General features: G+C 56.8%; 22 protein-coding genes. 6 read left to right on the forward strand and 16 right to left on the reverse strand.

The window, feature by feature from the left end; translation table 11 throughout:
• Nucleotides 1-10 precede the first annotated feature (10 nt).
• From AB8818_RS05080 to aspS, 7 genes are all read right to left on the reverse strand, one after another.
• Nucleotides 11-466, reverse strand: coding sequence for a hypothetical protein (locus AB8818_RS05080; protein WP_166711569.1), 456 nt, complete (start codon nt 464-466; stop codon nt 11-13).
• Nucleotides 467-662: 196 nt separating this feature from the next.
• Nucleotides 663-1,673: a Holliday junction branch migration DNA helicase RuvB gene (ruvB, locus tag AB8818_RS05085; protein WP_025756924.1), complete on the reverse strand. Its 1,011-nt coding sequence runs from the start codon at nt 1,671-1,673 to the stop codon at nt 663-665.
• An 8-nt stretch (nt 1,674-1,681) separates the two neighbouring features.
• On the reverse strand, nt 1,682-2,296 hold the full coding sequence (gene ruvA / locus AB8818_RS05090; protein WP_163329867.1) for a Holliday junction branch migration protein RuvA: 615 nt from the start codon (nt 2,294-2,296) through the stop codon (nt 1,682-1,684).
• A gap of 80 nt (nt 2,297-2,376) precedes the next feature.
• Nucleotides 2,377-2,898 carry a crossover junction endodeoxyribonuclease RuvC gene (gene ruvC / locus AB8818_RS05095; protein ID WP_003859749.1) on the reverse strand — a complete coding sequence of 174 codons (522 nt, stop codon included), beginning with the start codon at nt 2,896-2,898 and terminating at the stop codon, nt 2,377-2,379.
• 34 nt (nt 2,899-2,932) lie between these two features.
• Nucleotides 2,933-3,673: a YebC/PmpR family DNA-binding transcriptional regulator gene (locus tag AB8818_RS05100; protein ID WP_003859747.1), complete on the reverse strand. Its 741-nt coding sequence runs from the start codon at nt 3,671-3,673 to the stop codon at nt 2,933-2,935.
• Nucleotides 3,674-3,700: 27 nt separating this feature from the next.
• Nucleotides 3,701-4,144, reverse strand: a complete 444-nt coding sequence (gene nudB / locus AB8818_RS05105) for a dihydroneopterin triphosphate diphosphatase (RefSeq protein WP_061097872.1) — start codon at nt 4,142-4,144, stop codon at nt 3,701-3,703.
• Nucleotide 4,145: 1 nt separating this feature from the next.
• Nucleotides 4,146-5,918, reverse strand: a complete 1,773-nt coding sequence (aspS, locus tag AB8818_RS05110; protein ID WP_061097871.1) for an aspartate--tRNA ligase — start codon at nt 5,916-5,918, stop codon at nt 4,146-4,148.
• Nucleotides 5,919-6,182: 264 nt separating this feature from the next.
• Here aspS and AB8818_RS05115 point away from each other — a divergent pair, with 264 nt between their 5' ends.
• From AB8818_RS05115 to cmoB, 5 genes are read left to right on the forward strand one after another with little or no spacing between them, the layout of a single operon-like run.
• The gene (locus AB8818_RS05115; RefSeq protein WP_116339087.1) at nt 6,183-6,749 is read left to right on the forward strand and encodes a hydrolase; all 567 of its coding nucleotides are present in this window, start codon (nt 6,183-6,185) and stop codon (nt 6,747-6,749) included.
• Nucleotides 6,746-7,564, forward strand: a complete 819-nt coding sequence (locus AB8818_RS05120; RefSeq protein ID WP_192984913.1) for a DUF72 domain-containing protein — start codon at nt 6,746-6,748, stop codon at nt 7,562-7,564. The genes AB8818_RS05115 and AB8818_RS05120 overlap by 4 nt, the downstream gene beginning before the upstream one ends.
• A 51-nt stretch (nt 7,565-7,615) precedes the next feature.
• Nucleotides 7,616-8,011, forward strand: coding sequence for an MAPEG family protein (locus tag AB8818_RS05125; RefSeq protein ID WP_116339083.1), 396 nt, complete (start codon nt 7,616-7,618; stop codon nt 8,009-8,011).
• Between the two features lie 40 nt (nt 8,012-8,051).
• Complete coding sequence (gene cmoA, locus AB8818_RS05130) at nt 8,052-8,795, forward strand: carboxy-S-adenosyl-L-methionine synthase CmoA (RefSeq protein ID WP_163329865.1); 744 nt, start codon at nt 8,052-8,054, stop codon at nt 8,793-8,795.
• Nucleotides 8,792-9,763, forward strand: a complete 972-nt coding sequence (cmoB, locus tag AB8818_RS05135; protein ID WP_116339079.1) for a tRNA 5-methoxyuridine(34)/uridine 5-oxyacetic acid(34) synthase CmoB — start codon at nt 8,792-8,794, stop codon at nt 9,761-9,763. The genes cmoA and cmoB overlap by 4 nt, the downstream gene beginning before the upstream one ends.
• A gap of 262 nt (nt 9,764-10,025) precedes the next feature.
• Here cmoB and cutC read toward each other — a convergent pair whose 3' ends face one another.
• Nucleotides 10,026-10,769 carry a copper homeostasis protein CutC gene (cutC, locus tag AB8818_RS05140; RefSeq protein WP_192984915.1) on the reverse strand — a complete coding sequence of 248 codons (744 nt, stop codon included), beginning with the start codon at nt 10,767-10,769 and terminating at the stop codon, nt 10,026-10,028.
• 77 nt (nt 10,770-10,846) lie between these two features.
• A complete protein-coding gene (locus AB8818_RS05145; protein ID WP_192984917.1) occupies nt 10,847-11,407 on the reverse strand; it encodes a VOC family protein in 561 nt (186 codons plus the stop codon).
• A gap of 239 nt (nt 11,408-11,646) precedes the next feature.
• Here AB8818_RS05145 and argS point away from each other — a divergent pair, with 239 nt between their 5' ends.
• A complete protein-coding gene (gene argS, locus AB8818_RS05150; RefSeq protein WP_116339071.1) occupies nt 11,647-13,380 on the forward strand; it encodes an arginine--tRNA ligase in 1,734 nt (577 codons plus the stop codon).
• A 35-nt stretch (nt 13,381-13,415) separates the two neighbouring features.
• Here the strand turns inward: argS and AB8818_RS05155 are convergent, their stop codons facing one another.
• The 7 genes from AB8818_RS05155 to cheY all read right to left on the reverse strand — a co-directional run bounded on the left by AB8818_RS05155 (nt 13,416) and on the right by cheY (nt 21,210).
• Entirely contained in the window at nt 13,416-14,555 is a 1,140-nt protein-coding gene (locus AB8818_RS05155; protein WP_192984919.1) for a glycoside hydrolase family 105 protein, read from the reverse strand.
• 4 nt (nt 14,556-14,559) lie between these two features.
• The gene (locus AB8818_RS05160; protein ID WP_163329860.1) at nt 14,560-16,143 is read right to left on the reverse strand and encodes an MFS transporter; all 1,584 of its coding nucleotides are present in this window, start codon (nt 16,141-16,143) and stop codon (nt 14,560-14,562) included.
• A gap of 262 nt (nt 16,144-16,405) precedes the next feature.
• Complete coding sequence (locus AB8818_RS05165) at nt 16,406-16,798, reverse strand: flagellar protein FlhE (RefSeq protein WP_163329859.1); 393 nt, start codon at nt 16,796-16,798, stop codon at nt 16,406-16,408.
• A complete protein-coding gene (gene flhA / locus AB8818_RS05170) occupies nt 16,798-18,876 on the reverse strand; it encodes a flagellar biosynthesis protein FlhA (RefSeq protein ID WP_116339063.1) in 2,079 nt (692 codons plus the stop codon). Before flhA ends, AB8818_RS05165 begins: the two co-directional genes overlap by 1 nt.
• The gene (gene flhB, locus AB8818_RS05175; protein ID WP_041909432.1) at nt 18,869-20,017 is read right to left on the reverse strand and encodes a flagellar biosynthesis protein FlhB; all 1,149 of its coding nucleotides are present in this window, start codon (nt 20,015-20,017) and stop codon (nt 18,869-18,871) included. The genes flhA and flhB overlap by 8 nt, the downstream gene beginning before the upstream one ends.
• 148 nt (nt 20,018-20,165) lie before the next feature.
• Complete coding sequence (cheZ, locus tag AB8818_RS05180; RefSeq protein WP_047345948.1) at nt 20,166-20,810, reverse strand: protein phosphatase CheZ; 645 nt, start codon at nt 20,808-20,810, stop codon at nt 20,166-20,168.
• 10 nt (nt 20,811-20,820) lie between these two features.
• Nucleotides 20,821-21,210, reverse strand: a complete 390-nt coding sequence (gene cheY / locus AB8818_RS05185; protein ID WP_008500431.1) for a chemotaxis response regulator CheY — start codon at nt 21,208-21,210, stop codon at nt 20,821-20,823.
• Nucleotides 21,211-21,223: the final 13 nt, after the last annotated feature.

The following is a 21,223-nucleotide window of genomic DNA, read 5'->3' on the forward strand; positions in this document are numbered from 1 at the left end:
GGTGCTTATTTTATTTATTGGTACAAGTTGCTAAATACAATTTGGCGCCAGGGACGTTTATACCGCCTTCAATATCAAGACATTTCTCATGACCATCATAATCAGCTGTTATCATCTGTCCGTTAACATGGTTCCAATGAGGCGCGGAAGTGTCATTTTGGACTAAATATATTTTATTATCTATTGGTCCGAACGCATAATATGGATGTTCATCCAGTATCAGAGTCCCACCAAGAGCGAAATTGGCCTCACGTATATTCTGCATATCTGGATTAGAACCACACTCTTCCATCGTCGCCTGCTCCAGGCCAACGCCAGTCATACACAGTTTTTGTCCGTTACTGGTATTTTCAAGTCTCTGATCTACCATTTTCCATGTTTGGGTTCCTGAAATAGCGGCATTCGCTACGCCAGATATAGCCGCCATAGTCAGAGCGGCAATAGATATTGCCTTCATTAATTTCATTTTGTTATTCCTGATAGGGTAAATTAAATTCATTTATAGCTAGGGTATCGCTATAAATTCATAGTAGATAAAATGAGTGAATTATCTCAAATGATATGGATGATAAATTTATCCAAAATAATATTGATGGGAAAATCGGATGAGGTGAATAATCGGTCAGCGTCGCAGGCGGAATTTAACATCCGCCTGCTCATCGTTACGGCATTGCCGGTGGGGTGATACCAAAATGATTCCAAGCACGCACCGTCGCCATTCGACCACGCGGCGTGCGCTGCAGAAAGCCCTGCTGGATCAGATACGGCTCCAGCACATCTTCAATCGTCTCACGCTCTTCACCGATCGCCGCCGCCAGGTTATCCAGGCCAACCGGGCCACCAAAGAACTTATCCAGCACCGCCAGCAGCAACTTGCGGTCCATATAGTCAAAGCCTTCGGCATCGACGTTAAGCATATCCAGCGCCTGGGCGGCAATCTCTGCCGAAATGGTGCCATCATGCTTCACTTCGGCAAAGTCACGCACGCGACGCAGCAGGCGGTTGGCGATACGCGGCGTCCCGCGCGAACGCTTCGCCACTTCAAAAGCGCCCTCTTCGCTCATATCCAGCCCCATATAGCGCGCGCTACGGCCAACGATATGCTGCAGGTCCGGCACCTGATAAAACTCCAGACGCTGAACGATACCGAAGCGGTCACGCAGCGGAGAGGTTAACGACCCGGCACGGGTCGTTGCGCCAATCAGGGTAAACGGAGGGAGATCGATTTTGATAGAGCGCGCGGCCGGGCCTTCGCCAATCATGATATCCAGCTGATAATCTTCCATCGCCGGATAGAGCACCTCTTCCACTACCGGAGACAGGCGATGGATTTCGTCGATAAACAGCACGTCATGCGGTTCAAGGTTGGTCAGCATTGCCGCCAGATCGCCCGCTTTCTCCAGCACCGGGCCGGAGGTGGTGCGCAGATTAACGCCCATTTCGTTGGCGACGATATTCGCCAGGGTGGTTTTCCCTAACCCCGGCGGGCCAAAAATCAGCAGGTGATCGAGTGCATCGCCGCGCAGCTTTGCCGCCTGGATGAAAATCTCCATCTGGGAACGTACCTGCGGCTGGCCGATATACTCATCAAGCAGCTTAGGGCGGATCGCGCGATCCACCACGTCTTCTGCCTGAAGGGTGCCTGCCGATACCAGGCGATCTGCTTCAATCATCCTTTACCTCACAATGCAGCGCGCAGCGCTTCACGAATCAGGGTTTCACTGCTGGCATCCGGTTTGGCAATTTTGCTCACCATGCGGCTGGCCTCCTGAGGTTTATAGCCCAGCGCCACCAGCGCGGCAACCGCTTCCTGCTCGGCGTCATCATCAGAGGCAGGCGCGCCCGGGGAGGTCAGAACCAAATCGGCCGCCGGGGTGAACAGATCGCCGTGCAGACCTTTAAAGCGGTCTTTCATTTCGACTATCAAACGCTCTGCGGTTTTCTTACCGATGCCCGGAAGCTTAATCAGCGCCGCAGGATCTTCGCGCTCAACGGCATTCACAAACTGCTGGGCTGACATACCGGACAAAATCGCCAGCGCCAGCTTCGGCCCGACGCCGTTGGTTTTAATCAGCTCGCGGAACAGGGTGCGTTCCTGCTTGTTGTTGAAGCCGTAGAGCAGCTGAGCATCTTCACGCACCACAAACTGAGTAAAGACAACCGCCTCTTTGCCCGCGTCCGGCAGCTCGTAGAAGCAGGTCATCGGCATATGGACTTCATAGCCCACGCCACCCACTTCCAGCAGCACTAACGGGGGTTGTTTTTCAATAATGATGCCTCTGAGTCTGCCTATCACGTGACGCTCCTGCGTTCTGGAAGAAATTAACTGCCGACATAATAAAAAAAGGCTGGATAAACATCCAGCCTGATTTCTGATTATCGTAACCTGCCTCGCGCCAGGTTGAGCCGCGACTCGCTCATCTGCATCGCGTTCTGGCTGACGTGGCAGTGGGTAATCGCAATCGCCAGCGCATCGGCTGCGTCGGCCTGCGGGTTCGCGGGAAGCTTCAGCAGGGTACGCACCATGTGCTGCACCTGGCTTTTCTCCGCGCTACCAATCCCCACCACCGTCTGCTTAACCTGACGCGCGGCGTACTCGAACACCGGCAAATCCTGGTTTACGGCAGCGACGATGGCGACACCGCGCGCCTGACCCAGCTTTAGCGCTGAATCGGCGTTTTTCGCCATAAAGACCTGCTCGATGGCGAAATAGTCCGGCTGAAATTGGGTGATGATCTCCGACACGCCCGCGTAGATGAGCTTCAGGCGCGACGGCAGATCGTCCACTTTAGTACGAATACAGCCACTGCCGAGGTAGGTTAGCTGGCGTCCCACCTGACGGATAACGCCATAGCCGGTGACGCGCGAGCCGGGGTCAATCCCGAGGATAATCGACATCACGCGTCTCCCGTAAACGGTTTACAGGCTCTCATCAGAGAGTCGCTGCAACCTCATCAGAGATTTCACCGTTGTGGTACACTTCCTGCACGTCGTCGCAGTCTTCGAGCATGTCGATCAGACGCAGCAGTTTCGGTGCGGTTTCCGCATCCATGTCCGCTTTGGTAGACGGGATCATTGAGACTTCAGCGTTGTCCGCTTTCAGGCCCGCGGCTTCCAGCGCATCGCGCACGGCGCCCATCTCTTCCCAGGCGGTGTAAACGTCAATGGCGCCATCATCGTAGGTCACCACGTCTTCCGCACCCGCTTCCAGCGCCGCTTCCATGATCGCATCTTCGTCGCCTTTCTCGAAGGAGATGACGCCTTTTTTGCTGAACAGGTAAGCTACAGAACCGTCAGTGCCCAGGTTGCCACCGGTTTTGGTGAACGCATGGCGCACTTCCGCAACGGTACGGTTACGGTTGTCGGACAGACACTCAACCATCACCGCAGTACCGCCAGGGCCGTAACCTTCATAAATGATGGTTTCCATGTTCGCGTCTTCATCACCGCCGACGCCACGTGCGATAGCACGGTTCAGGGTGTCACGCGTCATGTTGTTAGACAGCGCTTTATCCACCGCCGCGCGCAGACGCGGGTTAGAAGCTGGATCGCCGCCGCCCAGACGCGCCGCTGTCACCAGCTCGCGAATAATTTTGGTAAAGATCTTACCGCGCTTGGCATCCTGTGCCGCTTTGCGGTGCTTGGTGTTGGCCCACTTACTATGACCTGCCATAAAAAGTTCTCCAAAAATCGCGCCTTCTCAGGCCGCGTTAATTACAAATTCTTCAATCGCCTGCCGGTTGCTCCACGACTTGGTCAGCGCGGCGGCATCCGCCGCATCTACCCAGCGGTAGTTCAGGTGTTCGGTAAACACGATCTCCCGCTCATGGGGGAGCGCGAGACAGAACCACGACTCCGTATTGCGCTCAATGCCCGGCGCATAGCGATGACGTAAATGGCTAAAAATTTCAAACTCCACCGTGCGCTGACAGTCCTTCAGGGTCAGTTGCTCATGAGCAACATCAATGGTGACCTCTTCCTTTACTTCACGCGCGGCGGCCTGCGGCGCGGTCTCCCCCTCTTCCAGGCTGCCGGTAACCGACTGCCAGAAATCAGGATCGTCACGCCGCTGCAACATCAGCACCCGCTTCGTGTCTTCTGCATAAATGACCACCAGGACAGAAACGGGAAGCTTATATGCCATATCAGTTTTTCTCTTCCTTCTTCACCACTTCAATGCCCAGCTCGGCCAGCGCAGCCGGGTTGGCAAAGCTTGGCGCTTCGGTCATCAGACACGCTGCGGCAGTGGTTTTCGGGAAGGCAATAACATCACGAATGTTATCGGTGCCGGTCAGCAGCATGGTCAGACGGTCGAGACCGAAGGCCAGGCCCGCGTGCGGCGGCGTGCCGTATTTCAGGGCGTCCAGCAGGAAGCCGAACTTCTCGCGCTGTTCCTGCTCGTTAATGCCCAGAATGCCGAACACGGTCTGCTGCATGTCACCGCTGTGAATACGCACGGAACCACCGCCCACTTCGTAGCCGTTGATAACCATGTCGTAGGCATTCGCAACCGCGTCTTCCGGTGCCGCTTTCAGCTCTGCCGCCGTCATGTCTTTCGGCGAGGTGAACGGGTGGTGCATCGCGGTCAGGCCGCCTTCACCGTCGTCTTCAAACATTGGGAAGTCGATAACCCACAGCGGCGCCCATTTAGTTTCGTCGGTCAGGTTCAGGTCTTTGCCGAGTTTCAGACGCAGCGCGCCCATCGCATCCGCAACGACTTTCTTGTTGTCTGCGCCGAAGAAGATCATGTCGCCATCCTGCGCGCCGGTGCGCTCAAGGATCGCTTCGACGATGTCCGCGTTCAGGAACTTCGCCACCGGGCTGGTGATCCCTTCCAGACCTTTCGCACGCTCGGTCACTTTAATATAGGCCAGACCTTTCGCGCCGTAGATCTTAATAAAGTTGCCGTAGTCATCAATCTGCTTACGGCTCAGCGCCGCACCGCCCGGTACGCGCAGGGCCGCCACGCGGCCTTTCGGATCGTTAGCCGGGCCCGCGAATACCGCGAACTCAACGGCTTTCACCAGATCAGCCACGTCCACCAACTCCATCGGGTTACGCAGGTCTGGTTTGTCGGAGCCGTAGCGACGTTCCGCTTCGGCGAAGGTCATAATCGGGAAATCGCCCAGCTCAACGCCTTTCACGTCGTTCCAGAGGCTACGCACCAGCGCTTCCATCACCTCACGCACCTGTTCGGCGGTCATGAAGGAGGTTTCCACGTCGATCTGGGTAAATTCGGGCTGACGGTCAGCGCGCAGGTCTTCGTCGCGGAAGCACTTAACGATTTGATAGTAGCGATCGAAGCCGGACATCATCAGCAGCTGTTTGAACAGCTGCGGTGACTGCGGCAGCGCGTAGAATTTGCCTTTATGAACGCGGGATGGCACCAGGTAATCGCGCGCGCCTTCCGGCGTGGCTTTGGTCAGCATCGGGGTTTCGATATCGAGGAAACCGTGGTCATCCATAAAGCGACGCACCAGGCTGGTAATTTTCGCACGGGTTTTCAGGCGCTGGGCCATTTCCGGACGACGCAGATCCAGGTAGCGGTATTTCAGACGCGCTTCTTCAGTGTTGACGTGGTTGGAATCCAGCGGCAGCGCTTCGGCACGGTTGATGATAACCAGATCGGACGCCAGCACTTCGATGGCCCCCGTCGCCATGTCTGCGTTAACATTTTTCTCGTCACGCGCACGCACGGTGCCGGTGACCTGAATGCAGAACTCATTACGCAGCTCGGAGGCCAGCTTCAGCGCTTCGGCGCGATCCGGGTCGAAGAACACCTGAACGATACCTTCACGGTCGCGCATATCGATGAAGATAAGGCTACCAAGATCACGACGACGGTTGACCCAACCACACAGGGTAACCTGCTGTCCGACGTGGGACTGACGCAGCTGCCCGCAATATTCTGTACGCATGAGATATCCCTTAATTAGCCGCAGGCTAAATGTCGCCTGGTATGCAGGCTACTATGTCGCAGCTTTCTGTATGTCACAACTGGATGAAAAAAGGCGGCTATTATACTGGAAATTCCGCCGGACGATAAGAGCGAACCACCGCCAGACGGTCGTTTGCTGCACTCTTATTGCGCATTCTCACAAAAATTAACAAAATTATCTGACCGATAACAGGTCATCACGTCGTAAGGTGTTACGGAAGTGATTAATTTACCTGGAGTGACGATGTTAACACTTGATGCCCGCAAAACCGCGCTTGTGGTGATTGATTTACAGGAAGGGATCCTCCCCTTTGCCGGTGGCCCGCACGCTGCGGATGATGTGGTCAACCGCGCCGCTCGCCTGGCCGAGAAATGCCGCGCCAGCGGTGCCCCTGTAGTCATGGTGCGCGTCGGCTGGTCCGCTGATTTCGCCGAGGCGTTAAAACAGCCCGTTGATGCCCAGGCGCCCGCGCATGCCCTGCCGGATAACTGGTGGACGTACCCGGTGTCGCTGGGCAAACGCGACAGCGATATCGAAGTGACCAAACGTCAGTGGGGCGCCTTCTACGGGACCGATCTGGAGCTGCAGCTCCGCCGTCGCGGTATCGACACCATTATTCTGTGCGGCATTTCCACCAACATCGGCGTGGAATCGACCGCCCGTAACGCCTGGGAGCTGGGCTTTAACCTGGTGATTGCCGAAGATGCCTGCAGCGCGGCCTCCGCAGAACAGCATCGGGGCAGCATGACCCACATCTTCCCGCGCATCGGACGCGTGCGCAGTACGGATGAGATTTTAAGCGCGCTATGATGTACGTGGGCCTTCCCCAGTGGTCGCACCCGAAATGGGTGCGCCTGGGCATCACCAGCCTTGAAGAGTATGCCCGACACTTCAACTGCGTCGAGGGTAATACCACCCTGTATGCGCTTCCCAAAGCCGAGATTGTCGAACGCTGGCGAGAGCAAACGACCGACGATTTCCGTTTCTGTTTTAAGTTTCCGGCGACCATTTCCCACCAGGCCGCGCTGCGAAACTGTGGGGACTTAACGGAAGAGTTTTTCACGCGCATGTCGCCGCTGGCGAACCGCATTGGGCAATACTGGCTCCAGCTTCCCGCCACGTTTGCCCCGCGCGACCTGCCTGCGCTCTGGCAGTTCCTGGATGCCCTGCCCGGTGAATTCACCTATGGCGTGGAAGTCCGACACCAGGACTTCTTTGCGAAGGGCGAAGCAGAAAGAGCACTCAACCGCGGCCTGCTTGAACGTTCCGTTAACCGGGTGATCCTCGATAGCCGCCCGGTGCACAGCGCGGTACCGCATAACGAGGCGATCGTTGAAGCTCAGCGTAAAAAACCGAAAGTACCGGTCCACGCCATCGTGACCGCGCAAAATCCGATGGTTCGGTTCATCGGCAGCGATAACATGGAGCAAAATCAGGCGATGTTCGCCGTCTGGCTGCAAAAACTCGCAAACTGGGAACACACCACCACGCCGTACCTCTTTTTACACACGCCGGATATCGCTCAGGCGCCCGAACTGGTCGATGCTCTGTGGCAGGCCTTGCAGGCTGCGGTGCCGTCCGTGGGCAGCGCGCCGTCCATCCCACAACAATCTTCTCTTTTCTGATATCACCCCCTATCATAGTGAAGTGCCATCTGCCAAAAACAGGGAGTTAGTATGGTCAGCGCGCTGTATGCGGTGTTAGGTGCATTACTGCTGATTAAATTTTCATTTGATGTTGTGCGCCTGAGAATGCAGTACCGCGTCTCTTATGGCGACGGCGGTTTCTCCGAACTGCAAAGCGCTATCCGCATTCACGGTAATGCGGTTGAATATATTCCCGTGGCCCTCATCCTGCTGCTGTTTATGGAGATGAATGGCGCGGAAACCTGGATGGTGCATATTTGCGGTCTGCTGCTGATAGCTGGCCGGCTAATGCACTATTATGGCTTTCACCACCGCTTATTCCGCTGGCGTCGTTCCGGCATGAGCGCGACATGGTGTTCGCTTTTGCTGATGGTGCTGGCTAACCTGTGGTATATGCCGTGGGAGTTGGTTTTCTCCCTCCGTTAGCGCACAATACGCCACTTTATTTTTCCCGGATTTTTACGTTATGTCAGATCGCGACACGCTTTTTTCCGCGCCTATCGCCAGCCTGGGCGACTGGACCTTCGATGAACGGGTAGCCGAAGTCTTCCCGGATATGATCCAGCGCTCTGTTCCCGGTTATTCCAATATTATCTCTATGATCGGCATGCTGGCTGAGCGCTTCGTTCAACCCGGCACGCAGGTCTACGACCTGGGCTGCTCGCTCGGCGCGGCAACGCTGTCGGTACGTCGTAACGTTCATCACGAAGGCTGCCGCATAATTGCCGTGGATAACTCCCCGGCCATGGTGGAGCGCTGCCGTCGCCATATTGACGCGTATAAAGCCCCCGTACCGGTGGACGTGGTGGAAGGCGATATCCGTGAGATCGAGATTAACAACGCCTCGATGGTGGTACTGAATTTTACCCTGCAGTTCCTGGTGCCTGAAGACCGTCAGCTGCTGCTGGACAAAATTTATCAAGGGCTGAATCCCGGCGGCGCGCTGGTGCTTTCTGAGAAATTCAGCTTTGAGGATGCCAAAGTAGGCGAGCTGCTGTTCAACATGCACCACGATTTCAAACGGGCGAACGGCTACAGCGAGCTGGAGATCAGCCAGAAGCGCAGCATGCTGGAAAACGTGATGCTGACGGACTCCGTGGAAACCCACAAAGCGCGCCTGCAGAAAGCCGGGTTTGAGCACAGCGAACTGTGGTTCCAGTGCTTTAACTTTGGTTCGCTGGTGGCGCTGAAAGCGGGAGATGCGGCATGATTGAATTCAGCAACTTCTATCAGCTGATTGCTAAAAACCATCTTTCCCACTGGCTGGAGACCCTGCCGGCGCAGATTGCCGCCTGGCAGCGCGATCAGCAGCACGGCCTGTTAAAGCAGTGGTCAAATGCCGTGGAGTATCTGCCGGAACTGACGCCGCATCGACTGGATCTTCTGCACAGCGTAACCGCCGAGAGCGAAGAGCCGCTCCCGGCCGGGCAGATCAACCGCATCGAAACGCTGATGCGTAATTTAATGCCGTGGCGCAAAGGGCCATTCTCGCTGTACGGCGTGAACATTAATACCGAGTGGCGCTCAGACTGGAAGTGGGATCGCGTACTGCCGCACCTTTCCGACCTGACCGGGCGCACCATTCTGGACGTAGGCTGCGGCAGCGGTTACCACATGTGGCGCATGATTGGCGCGGGAGCCCATCTGGCGGTCGGCATCGACCCGATGCAGCTCTTCCTGTGCCAGTTTGAGGCGGTGCGAAAACTGCTCGGCAACGACCAGCGCGCGCACCTGCTGCCGCTGGGTATAGAACAGCTGCCGGCCCTGAAAGCCTTTGATACCGTTTTTTCCATGGGCGTGCTGTATCACCGTCGTTCCCCGCTTGAACACCTGTGGCAGCTCAAAGATCAGCTGGTCAGCGGCGGCGAGCTGGTGCTGGAAACGCTGGTGATCGAAGGTGATGAACATGCCGTTCTGGTGCCGGGCGATCGCTACGCGCAGATGCGCAACGTTTACTTCATCCCGTCCGCACTGGCGCTGAAAAACTGGCTGGAGAAGTGCGGATTTGTGGATGTGCGCATTGCCGATGTTTGCGTGACGTCTATCGAAGAGCAGCGCCGCACCGACTGGATGATCACCGAATCGCTGGAGCAGTTCCTCGACCCGACCGACCACAGCAAAACCATCGAAGGTTATCCGGCCCCGATGCGTGCGGTGTTGATTGCGACCAAGCCGTAGCCTTTTAGCCGGGTGGTGGCTACGCCTTACCCGGCCTACTCGTAGCACTTTTTCTCCAAAATAGTTCAAGTTGCAGCAAGGCGGCAACGCAGCGAATCCCCGGGAGCTTACATCAGTAAGTGACCGGGGTGAGCGAGGCGGCCAACGCAGTTGCGGCTTGAAATATGAAGGAGAAAAAAAGGCCCCTGTGTAATTGGCAGGGGCCTGGTACAAGCAAGCATCATATTGGGCGACATGATGCGCGGTAAAAATCGGTACGTTGCTACACGTGATGACGCTCAATCAGCGACTTCATTTCCGCAACCGACTCTCCCTCTACGCCGTAGCGTGAATACTCATCCGCTTCAGCATCCGTCGACATTGACAGCCCTGTATTGCGATAACGCATGGGTGAAGGTATCCATTTCCCCGCAGAGCTGTGAAGCTCTTCCACCCCGGCGTTTAAAAACCGTTCCAGATTGCTGGCACGGACTCCCGCACCCGCCATTATTATTGGAACACCGGAATGTGCTTTTAGTTCCGTAATTAATTGCAGTCCTTTTTCAGCCGAAGACTGCTGTCCCGATGTCAGAACGCGCGCCACGCCAAGTTCTCCAAGCGTTTCAAAGGCCTGAAGCGGATCTTTACACATATCAAACGCGCGATGAAAAGTGACGGCCATCCCTTTAGCGGCGTCCATCACCTGGCGCATCCGCGGCAGATCGACGTGACCGTCTTCATCAAGCAGGCCGGTCACCAGACCGGGGAACCCCAGGTCACGAACAAGGGCGATATCTTCAAGCATGGCACTGAACTCGCCCGGCGTGTAACAAAAATCGCCGCCGCGAGGACGAATAATCGGGTGGACCGGAATGGTGACGGCCTGGCGGGCAGACTTCAACACGCCGTATGAAGGCGTTAACCCCCCTTCTTTCGGGGCCGCGCACAATTCGATACGGTCAGCTCCCATCTGTTGCGCCGTAACGGCACACTCCACGCTGTAACAACAAATCTCCAGCAGCGCCATCTACTCCTCCTTAAATCAGCTTAACGCGCCATCATGGCACGCCTCTCGTTTCAGGTCTCAGCGGCGAATCACAACTCTCAGGCTTCGCTGGCAACGATCTGCTCAATGGTCCATGGATGAAATTTCACGGTCACCTGCCCGTCCGTCACGGCCAGCGTCGGGTTAGGAAGACGCTCGCGCTCACCTTTCGGTGAGCTCGTCTTCACAAAAACCCCCGGCTTGCTTAACCCGTCGTCTGACAGCAGGGCAAGGGCGCGCGCGTTCAACGTTTCCGGCTCACCCGGCAGGACGATTTCAATATGCTCCCAGCCTTCGTGCGGATAGCGTTTTTCACCCGGCCACGGCAGTTCAACCACGGTGAACTGCCAGTGCGCCACGTTCACCGGCTCATGCAGTTTGAACAGACAAATGGGGCGTCCATTGATGATGTTCTCAGAGAGCAACTCGCCGCACTGTTCAAACCCGCGGCGCCAGCGTTCAGCCGTCGCATTCTGGTGACAGCGCAAAGAGATGTGATCTGCCTCAAGCGGCGCGATATCCAGACCAAGACGGGTGGCAAGTTCTGTGAACGCCTTTGTGAAGCGCGGTAAATCTGCGGAAATATCATGCAGTTCGTCAATGGATTGCCAGTTTGCCATAAGTCAGTCTCTTTTCATGTCGCAAAGCCGCTAATTTACTCTGTTGCCCTGTTTTGACCAACCGCAGAATCCGGCTTTTTGCGACTGCATGATTATGCACACCTTCACCGCCTGGATTCTGAGCAATCTTCAGGCCCCGCAATGCTGACGCCAGAAGGCATTTGCAGTATACTCCCGCCCTAAATTCTTTAACTGGCGCGGGCGGTTGTAAGCCCGCATCAAAAACGTAAGGTATCCAGGTGAATATTCAGGCTCTTCTCTCCGAAAAAGTCAGTCAGGCACTGATTGCCGCAGGCGCGCCTGCGGATTGCGAACCGCAGGTTCGTCAGTCAGCAAAAGTACAGTTTGGCGACTATCAGGCTAATGGCGTGATGGCAGTGGCTAAAAAACTGGGCATGCCGCCGCGACAGCTCGCTGAGCAGGTACTGACGCATCTGGATCTCTCCGGCATTGCCAGCAAAACCGAAATTGCCGGTCCGGGCTTTATCAATATTTTCCTTGAGCCTGCATTCCTGGCGAGCCACGTTGACGCGGCGCTGAAGTCTGACCGTCTGGGCGTTTCCCAGCCGGAAGCGCAGACCGTGGTTGTCGACTATTCTGCCCCGAACGTGGCGAAAGAGATGCACGTAGGTCACCTGCGCTCCACCATCATCGGTGACGCCGCGGTGCGCACGCTCGAGTTCCTCGGTCACAAGGTGATCCGCGCGAACCACGTGGGCGACTGGGGCACCCAGTTCGGCATGCTGATTGCTTACCTGGAAAAACAGCAGCAGGAAAACGCGGGTGAAATGGCGCTGGCGGACCTGGAAGGATTCTACCGCGAAGCCAAAAAGCACTACGACGAAGACGAAGCCTTCGCCGAGCGCGCGCGCAGCTACGTGGTGAAGCTGCAGGGCGGCGATCGATACTTCCTTGAAATGTGGCGCAAGCTGGTTGACATCACCATGTCCCAGAACCAGCTGACCTACAACCGTCTGAACGTGACGCTGACCCGCGACGACGTGATGGGTGAAAGCCTCTACAATCCGATGCTGCCCGGCATCGTGGCGGATCTGAAAGCCAAAAACCTCGCGGTGGAGAGCGAAGGCGCAACGGTTGTGTTCCTTGATGAGTACAAAAACAAGGAAGGTGAACCGATGGGCGTGATCATCCAGAAAAAGGATGGCGGCTATCTCTACACCACCACCGATATCGCCTGCGCGAAATACCGCTACGAAACCCTTCACGCTGACCGCGTGCTGTACTACATCGACTCCCGCCAGCACCAGCACCTGATGCAGGCGTGGACTATCGTGCGTAAAGCCGGTTACGTACCTGACTGCGTTCCGCTGGAACACCACATGTTCGGCATGATGCTGGGTAAAGACGGCAAGCCGTTCAAAACCCGCGCGGGCGGTACTGTGAAGCTTTCCGATCTGCTGGACGAAGCGCTGGAGCGCGCACGTCGCCTGGTGGCCGAGAAGAACCCGGACATGCCTGCTGATGAACTGGAAAAACTGGCTAACGCCGTGGGTATCGGCGCGGTGAAATACGCGGATCTTTCCAAGAACCGCACCACCGACTATATCTTCGACTGGGACAACATGCTGGCGTTTGAAGGCAACACGGCGCCGTACATGCAGTATGCCTATACCCGCGTGCTCTCCGTGTTCCGAAAGGCGAACATTGATGAAAGCGTGCTGGCGAATACGACAGTAACCATTACGGAAGATCGTGAAGCGCAGCTGGCGGCGCGTCTGCTGCAGTTCGAAGAGACGCTGACGGTTGTCGCGCGTGACGGCACGCCGCACGTAATGTGTGCATACCTGTACGATCTGGCGGGTCTGTTCTCCGGCTTCTACGAGCACTGCCCTATTCTGTCTGCGGAAAATGAATCGGTACGCAACAGCCGCCTGAAGCTGGCGCAGCTGACGGCGAAGACCCTGAAGCTGGGTCTGGATACCCTGGGTATCGAAACCGTAGAACGTATGTAATACAAAAAACCCGGCAGGCGCCGGGTTTTTTATTATCAGAAATACTTCCGCAGATACTCCGTCAAACAGAGTATCGCCATCGCCTGTCCGTACGGCATCGACGTCAGCGGGATCTGGCGATAAAACTCAAGATCGCTCCCCATCCCCGTACCGAACGAGGTTTGCAGCAGCTCGCCTTCCGGCGAAATATTTTTGACGATACCGCCAATCGCTTTTTCTGCCACTTCGGCATACTCCGCGCCAACGTAGCGCTTGCGCACGGCTTTCAGAATGCCGTAGGCAAACCCTGCCGTGGCGGACGCCTCAAGATAAGAATGTGGATCGTCGAGCAGCGTATGCCACAGCCCGCTGTCGTCCTGACACTTTGCCAGCGCGGAAATCTGCGCATTCAATACCTGCACCAGGTAGCGGCGCACGGCGTTGTTTTCCGGCAGATCAACCAGCTCGAGGAAGTCCGGGATCACGATGGTGAGCCAGCTGTTGCCGCGCGCCCAGCGGGCATTGGCAAAGTTATGATTACCGTCATAGCTCCAGCCGTGGAACCACAACCCGGTCTTCCGGTCCATCAGGTTCTGTACGTGCAGCAGGAACTGATACACCGCCTCTTCAACATACTCCGGTTTGTTGAGCAGCTTGCCGATTTTTGCCAGCGGCAGCACCGTCATCATCAGCGTGTCATCCCACATCTGCTGGTGGTTCTCTTCTGCCAGGGTGATGTGCTGCATCCCGCCGTAATCGGTGCGCGGCATCTCGACCATCGCCCACTCCGCCCAGCTTTCCAGCCACGGCAGCCAGGCCGGGTTTTTGGTCTCTTCGTAGCGATAGGCCAACGTCAGGAATGGCGACATGGTATTGACGTTTTTGGTCGTGGCGCCTTCCGCAAAGCGGTCTGTAAACCAGCTGTCGATAATGTTGCGCATCTCTTCGTCGCCGGTCTGGCAGTAGTACTGCCAGATGCCATACAAACCGACGCCGTGCGTCCACTCCCATCCGGCCCAGCCTTTGGTGTCGATTACGCGTCCGTCGTCCAGCCGCAGCAAAAACTCACCCGTTTTGTCGTGGATATTGACCAGGTTATACGTCACCTTTTGAATCAGCGATTTCAGCTCGTCCCTGGCTATAAAACGTTCAGGCTGACGCAATAACGGGCTATGTTTGACAGGCCAAACTTTCATTATCTTAACCTCCGTTGTATGTCGAATTGAGTACCGCGCGATCCTTCAGCGAAGGTGCCGCTGGCTTGTTACGATTCAGATAACCGATGTTGTTATTGCCCCAGAGTGACTCATAAGGCATACCGGCCAGCATCTCGACGGTAGCGCGGGCGTGTGGCGTCGCTGACTCCGGCATCGCATGACCACACTCGCGCATTTTCGCGGTCTCCTCGCGCAGCGTGCTGTGGGTCTGCAAGTTAAGCTTGAAGCGCAGGGAGACAAGAAAACCGCAGAACAGCACCAGGACGGTGCCCACGCTCAGGATCGTCAAAATGGTGTGGCTCACTTCCGCAGGCTGGACTTTCTGACCGCTGACAAAGCCGGACATCTGCATCACAATGCCTACCAGCATCACCGCACCGGCCTGAGACGCCTTGCGGGTCAGGGTCATGATGCCGGCGAAAATCCCTTCGCGGCGCTGGCCGGTGATTACTTCATCCACGTCAGCAATGTAGGTGTAGGTATTCCATGGCACGTAGTTGATACCGCCGCGGCCCAGCCCAGCCACCGCAGAGATCAGCAACAGCAGAGCGTAGACGTCGCTCAGGCCCGCATAATAGAGCATGGCGTAAGAGAGAGACGCCAGGCCAAACAGCACCACGACCATGCGGTAGGACGGAGCAGGTCCGAAGCGAATACACAGCGGGATCATCCCGATCACGGCGAGGAACTGGAAGATAGCCATCGTGCCCAGCAGATTGGACGCCATTGAGGCTTCCTGCATCAGCACAAACACCACGTAGTAAGTGAACACCGCATTAAACACGTCCTGCGCGATATAGCCGCCGAGGTACATGCCCAGATGCTGACGGAAAATCTTGATGCGCAGCGTGGAGCTTAACTCAACGATCAGGCGATTGAGACTCTGCCCCAGCGTCAGCTTCTTCTTCTCTTCTTCAGCACGCAGCGCCGCTTCAGACCACTCCTCACGCGGGCGCTCCCAGGTAAAGAACCAGACAAAGGTCAGCATCAGCGCGCACAGTACGGAGAAGACCAGGCTTGCGTAGAAGAAGGAAATGGCGTTGTCTTTCCCGAATTGCGTGAGCAGGATCCCCGGCAGGAAGGAGGCCAGAATGGCGGACATCTGCGCCATAGAGATACGCGCCCCGGAGAACTTGGTTTTCTGTTTGAAGTCATCGGTCATTTCCGGCACCAGCGTTTCGTAAGGCACCAGAATCATGGTGTAGACAATATCAAACACCAGATAGGTCAGCAGGTAGTACCAGAAATTCATGTCCCCCACCCACATCAACGAGTAGCTGAACACGCATGGAATACCCAGCAGGATAAAGAACTTACGGCGACCAAAGCGCTTCCCAAGCCAGGTCGTACCGAAGTTATCCGTCAAAAAGCCCATTAACGGGCTGACAACAGCATCCAGCACCCTCGCAGCGGCAAAGATGAAGGTTGCCTCAATCGGTGTGAGTCCACAGAAGGTGGTATAAAAATACAAAAGCCAGGCCGCCGTCAGGGCGGTAGTACCTGCCCCAAGAAAATCGCCTGCTCCGTAGGCAAGATAATTTGCGAGTCCAATTTTACGTGTTTTCATTGCCGTCAACCCTAATCAAATTTGGGAGACTCCCTGCAGGTAAGGCTCATCGGGGAGTTTTTACACGGCTACAGTAAATGCAACGACGTCCTGATACCTTTCTGTTTCTGCCATCACGAGCAGGGTGAATGGCAAAAATGCAAAGGGTCGCGTCACGCGTGTCACTAATTTATAAAACAGCGTTTCTGTTGCATCAAAAGAGGAGGTCAATTTTGCGAGACAGCCATCAGAATTGACTGATGGCTGGCGAAAAGGCAGGCAGCTAGCGGTAGTTGACGATGACAGAATTACTCTGCACCTTCAGCGCCGGGATCAAACGTCCCCCGCCCGGCACTTCCCAGATAAAACGCAAGGGTTCAATGGCCGGCACGCCGTTGAATGCCTGGGTTGTGCCATTTTCTCCGTCGATCTCCGTACAGCGAGTCTGAGAACAGAGACGCACCCGAAGCCCGGCAGGGGTTGGGCCAATCAGCCGGTAGTTCCAGACCACCATCCCCATCTGACCAGAAACCGTTTCAGAAGGCGACAGCGGGTTAGAGGACATGGCGACCCCCCGGTTGCTGAGGGTCACCCCCATGCTGCTTGCCTGCCAGGAGCCTTCCCCGGCAGCCTGAACCGCCAGCGGGAAGAACAAAATCCATAACCATTTACCCATTATTTTCCTCCAATCGTCGCCGTCATGCGGATATGGCGGTTGTCCGACAGCTCCATATTCGACAGCACAACCAGCTGGTTCAGGCTGCGACGCAGGAAGCGCGACAGTAGCGGGCGCAGCGCGTGGTTGACCAGCAGCACCGGCGGTGCCCCCAGCATCTCCTGACGCGCCAGCGCTTCCTGGGTCTGCTCCAGCAGGCGATCCGCCAGCCCAGGCTCCAGGCCGCCTCCGCCCTGCAGGGCCTGCAGCAGAAGGCGTTCAAGCGGCGTATCGAGGCCAATAACCTGGACTTCACCGGTTCCCGGGAACCACTGTTGGGTGATCGCGCGCCCCAGCGCCACGCGCACCACCGCCGTCAGCTCGTGCGGATCGCTTTGCAGCGGCGCATGCTCAGCAAGGGTTTCCAGAATGGTACGCATATCGCGGATCGGCACTTTTTCCTCAAGCAGGTTCTGCAGCACCTTGTGCAGCGTGGTTAACGTCAGCACGCCCGGCACCAGGTCTTCCGTCAGCTTCGGCATCTCCTGCGTCACGCGGTCGAGAAGCTGCTGCGCTTCCTGACGGCCAAACAGTTCAGCCGAGAATTGGCCAATCAGATGATTAAGGTGGGTTGCCACCACGGTACTGGCTTCGACAACTGTATATCCCTGAATTTGCGCCTGCTCTTTCAGCGCGCTTTCAATCCAGATTGCCGCCAGGCCAAAGGCCGGATCGACGGTTTGCTCGCCCGGGAGCGTGCCTGCTGCGGTGCCGGGGTTAATGGCCAGCCAGCGGCCCGGGTAGGCATCACCGCTGCCAATTTCGACCCCTTTCATCAGAATGCGGTAGCGCGCGGGCGGCAGGTCCATGTTGTCCTTGATGTGAACCACCGGCGGCAGAAAGCCCATGTCCTGGGCGAATTTTTTACGGATACTCCGGATGCGGCCAAGCAGCTCGCCATCCTGCTGGAAATCCACCATCGGGATCAGGCGATACCCCACTTCCATTCCCAGGGAATCTTCCAGTTGAACGTCGTTCCAGGTCGCCTCTACAGCCTGGGTGTTCTCCGGCATTTTCACCGGAACCGGTTCCGCAGCCGGCCTGGTCTCGCGGCCACGCATCCACCAGGCCAGGCCCAGCAGCCCCGCCGTAAACAGCAGGAATACGAGGTTTGGCATCCCCGGCACCAGGCCGAGCAGTCCCAGCACCGCAGCCGCCAGCAGCATCACGCGCGGGTTACTGAAGAGCTGGCCAACCATCTGCTCGCCAACGTCCTGGTCGGTACTGACGCGCGTCACGATAACACCCGCCGCAGTGGATATGACCAGCGCCGGGATCTGTGCAACAAGACCGTCACCAATGGTCAGCAGCGTATAGCTTTCCGCCGCGTGGCCCATGTCCATCCCGTGCTGCAATACCCCCACCAGCAGGCCGCCGACCACGTTAATCACCATGATCAGGATGCCCGCGATGGCATCACCGCGAACAAACTTACTCGCACCGTCCATGGAGCCGTAGAAGTCCGCTTCTTGCGTCACTTCCGCGCGGCGCTTTTTCGCTTCATCTTCGGCAATAAGCCCGGCGTTCAGGTCGGCGTCTATAGCCATCTGCTTGCCCGGCATCCCGTCCAGCACAAAACGTGCGCCTACTTCCGCGATACGCCCCGCGCCTTTGGTGATAACCATAAAGTTGATGATAACGAGGATAACGAACACCACGATACCGATAGCGAAGTTCCCGCCCACCAGGAAGTGGCCGAAGGCTTCGACCACCTTCCCTGCCGCTGCCGCGCCGGTGTGGCCTTCCATCAGGATGATACGCGTGGAGGCCACGTTCAGCGCCAGCCGCAGCAAGGTGGTAAACAGCAGAATGGTCGGGAACGCGGCGAACTCCAGGGTGCGCTGGGTGAACATCGCCACCAGCAGCACCATAATGGACAGCGCAATATTGAAGGTAAAAAGCAGATCGAGGATGAATGCCGGGAGCGGCAGTACCATCATCGACAGAATCAACAGGATGAGGATCGGCCCGGCAAGGATCTGCCATTGAGTCGATTTCAGGTTGCCGGGCAGGCGCAACATTGCCACCAGATTAGCCATCAGTGTCCTTCTCGTTCATAAAATCCAGCGCGGCAGGCACCGGAAGGTTCTCAGGTTTGACAGGCCGTTGACCGCCGGCCAGACGCCAGCGCTTCAACTGCCATACCCAGGCCAACACTTCCGCCACCGCGGCGTAGAGCTGTCCAGGGATCTGTTGTCCGATATCCGCGTGGCGGTAGAGGGCTCGCGCCAGCGGAGGTGCTTCCAGGATCGGCACGCGGTTTTCGGTGCCAATTTCCCGGATGCGCAACGCAATCAGCCCCGCCCCTTTCGCCACCACTTTCGGCGCGCTCATTTTGTTTTCGTCATAGCGCAGCGCCACGGAATAGTGTGTCGGGTTGGTAACGATGACGTCCGCCTTCGGCACATCTTCCATCATGCGGCGACGGGCGGCGGCACGCTGCATCTGGCGGATGCGCCCCTTCACGTGCGGGTCACCTTCCATCTGCTTATACTCGTCGCGGATGTCCTGACGTGACATCCGCAGTTTCTTGAAGTGGGAATAAAGCTGGAAGATCACGTCAAAACCCACCATCGGAATAATGCTGAGCACCACCAGCAGCGCGCAAAGCCCGACCAGATTCAGCGCGTTGCTCATCGCGGTAAGGGGCGACTCGCTGATGAGGCGCATCATTTCGGGCCAGTGGTACCAGAGAAAAAATCCCGCGGAACTGCCCATCAGCACAGATTTGAGAATAGCCTTGAGCAGCTCGGCCCCGGTCTGCGCCGAGAACATTTTCGCAATGCCCGGCAGCGGGTTGAGTTTCGAAAATTTGGGTTGCAGCGATTTTCCGCTAAAGACCAGGCCGCCCAGCATCACCGGCGAGACCAGCGCCACCAGCACTACGCCGGTAATCAGAGGCAGCAGCGCAACCATGGCCCCTTTTATCAACTGAATAATCTGGCTGAGGATCAGATTCGGGTCGTTGACCATGCTGTGGTCAAAACGTAAGCCGGTGGAGAGCATCCCCGCCAGCTTGCGGGCGAGCGACTCCCCGCCCCACCAGATAATGCACACCCCGACGATAAGGATCAGCAGGGAGGTCAATTCTCGGGATCGGGGTATCTGCCCTTCCTCACGCGCCTTTTCTAGTCGGTGGGGTGTGGGGGCTTCCGTTTTGTCGTCGTTCTCTTCTGCCACAGTACATGCTCAGCCCATTACGTCACGGGTATCATGCCAGCGCAGCGGAAATCCAATGGCGGGAAAAGCCCGTTTATTCGGGCTCTTTTCGGTGATTTTGTCGCAAACCGCCCCAGGCGGCGTTATCCCCCTGAGGCGGAATGGACCATCAGAAGCCGAGGCTGTCGAGAAGGTCGTCCACCTGGTCCTGGCTTGCCACCACGCCCGCCTTGCTGGCGTCGAGCTGTGGACCATTGAGCAGGCTTTCGTTCTCGCGTTTTGGACGGGCTGCCGGTTCCGGGATGTTCTCCAGCAGAACCATCAGCAGCTGACGCTCAATCTCCTGGATCACATCCATCATGCGCTTGATCACCTGACCGGTCAGGTCCTGGAAATCCTGCGCCATCATGATATCCAGCAGCTGAGCGTTGGTAAAGCTGGTGTGGCCCGGCACATCACCCAGGTACTGACGGGTATCCGTCACCAGCTCGCGGGCATCCGCCAGCTCGATAGGGTTCTCAAACCACTCGTCCCAGCGTTTGCTCAGCGCTTTTGCGCCCTTTTCCATCGCATCCTGATGCGGCTGCGACGCTTCAACGCTGTTCAGCGCACGCTCAGCCGCCTGAGCGGTCATCTGCACAACGTAGTCCAGACGATCGCGGGCGTCCGGAATTGCTTCCGCCGCTTCGGCAATGGCCTGATCCAGCCCCAGTTCACGCAGGCTGTCACGCAGCATGCGCGTCAGGCTGCCGATGCGCACGATGATGTCGCTCGGCGAGTGTTCTTCAACGGGTTTCATTGCAGGTTGCATCATCACCAACACCTCACATGCCGAGTTTCTCGAAGATCTTACCGAGCTTCTCTTCCAGGGTCGCCGCGGTGAATGGCTTCACCACGTAGCCGCTTGCGCCCGCCTGTGCTGCAGCAATGATGTTCTCTTTTTTCGCTTCTGCAGTGACCATCAGCACCGGCATAGACGCCATTCCCGCGTCTGCACGAATCGTTTTCAACAACTCCAGACCGTCCATGTTTGGCATGTTCCAGTCGGAGATGACAAAACCAAACCCGCCGGCCTGCAGTTTGTTCAGCGCATCAACGCCGTCTTCCGCCTCTTCAACGTTGTTGAAGCCCAGCTCTTTCAGCAGGTTGCGCACGATGCGACGCATGGTGGAAAAGTCATCCACAACCAAAAACTTAAGCTCTTTATCCGCCATAAAATAATACTCC

Origin of the sequence: Enterobacter sp. KB-280D8 (assembly GCF_041399405.1) — a bacterium.
In the GTDB taxonomy this organism is placed as follows: domain Bacteria; phylum Pseudomonadota; class Gammaproteobacteria; order Enterobacterales; family Enterobacteriaceae; genus Enterobacter; species Enterobacter cloacae_N.

Bases quoted from the DNA above. Each gene is read 5' to 3' on its own strand.
- ruvB (WP_025756924.1), bottom strand. From the start codon at position 1,673: ATGATTGAAGCAGATCGCCTGGTATCGGCAGGCACCCTTCAGGCAGAA.
- ruvC (WP_003859749.1), bottom strand. From the start codon at position 2,898: ATGTCGATTATCCTCGGGATTGACCCCGGCTCGCGCGTCACCGGCTAT.
- AB8818_RS05125 (WP_116339083.1), top strand. From the start codon at position 7,616: ATGGTCAGCGCGCTGTATGCGGTGTTAGGTGCATTACTGCTGATTAAA.
- AB8818_RS05120 (WP_192984913.1), top strand. From the start codon at position 6,746: ATGATGTACGTGGGCCTTCCCCAGTGGTCGCACCCGAAATGGGTGCGC.
- AB8818_RS05115 (WP_116339087.1), top strand. From the start codon at position 6,183: ATGTTAACACTTGATGCCCGCAAAACCGCGCTTGTGGTGATTGATTTA.
- AB8818_RS05100 (WP_003859747.1), bottom strand. From the start codon at position 3,673: ATGGCAGGTCATAGTAAGTGGGCCAACACCAAGCACCGCAAAGCGGCA.
- AB8818_RS05145 (WP_192984917.1), bottom strand. From the start codon at position 11,407: ATGGCAAACTGGCAATCCATTGACGAACTGCATGATATTTCCGCAGAT.
- AB8818_RS05155 (WP_192984919.1), bottom strand. From the start codon at position 14,555: ATGAAAGTTTGGCCTGTCAAACATAGCCCGTTATTGCGTCAGCCTGAA.
- cutC (WP_192984915.1), bottom strand. From the start codon at position 10,769: ATGGCGCTGCTGGAGATTTGTTGTTACAGCGTGGAGTGTGCCGTTACG.
- cmoA (WP_163329865.1), top strand. From the start codon at position 8,052: ATGTCAGATCGCGACACGCTTTTTTCCGCGCCTATCGCCAGCCTGGGC.
- AB8818_RS05165 (WP_163329859.1), bottom strand. From the start codon at position 16,798: ATGGGTAAATGGTTATGGATTTTGTTCTTCCCGCTGGCGGTTCAGGCT.
- cheY (WP_008500431.1), bottom strand. From the start codon at position 21,210: ATGGCGGATAAAGAGCTTAAGTTTTTGGTTGTGGATGACTTTTCCACC.
- aspS (WP_061097871.1), bottom strand. From the start codon at position 5,918: ATGCGTACAGAATATTGCGGGCAGCTGCGTCAGTCCCACGTCGGACAG.
- cmoB (WP_116339079.1), top strand. From the start codon at position 8,792: ATGATTGAATTCAGCAACTTCTATCAGCTGATTGCTAAAAACCATCTT.
- flhA (WP_116339063.1), bottom strand. From the start codon at position 18,876: ATGGCTAATCTGGTGGCAATGTTGCGCCTGCCCGGCAACCTGAAATCG.
- cheZ (WP_047345948.1), bottom strand. From the start codon at position 20,810: ATGATGCAACCTGCAATGAAACCCGTTGAAGAACACTCGCCGAGCGAC.
- AB8818_RS05080 (WP_166711569.1), bottom strand. From the start codon at position 466: ATGAAATTAATGAAGGCAATATCTATTGCCGCTCTGACTATGGCGGCT.
- AB8818_RS05160 (WP_163329860.1), bottom strand. From the start codon at position 16,143: ATGAAAACACGTAAAATTGGACTCGCAAATTATCTTGCCTACGGAGCA.
- nudB (WP_061097872.1), bottom strand. From the start codon at position 4,144: ATGGCATATAAGCTTCCCGTTTCTGTCCTGGTGGTCATTTATGCAGAA.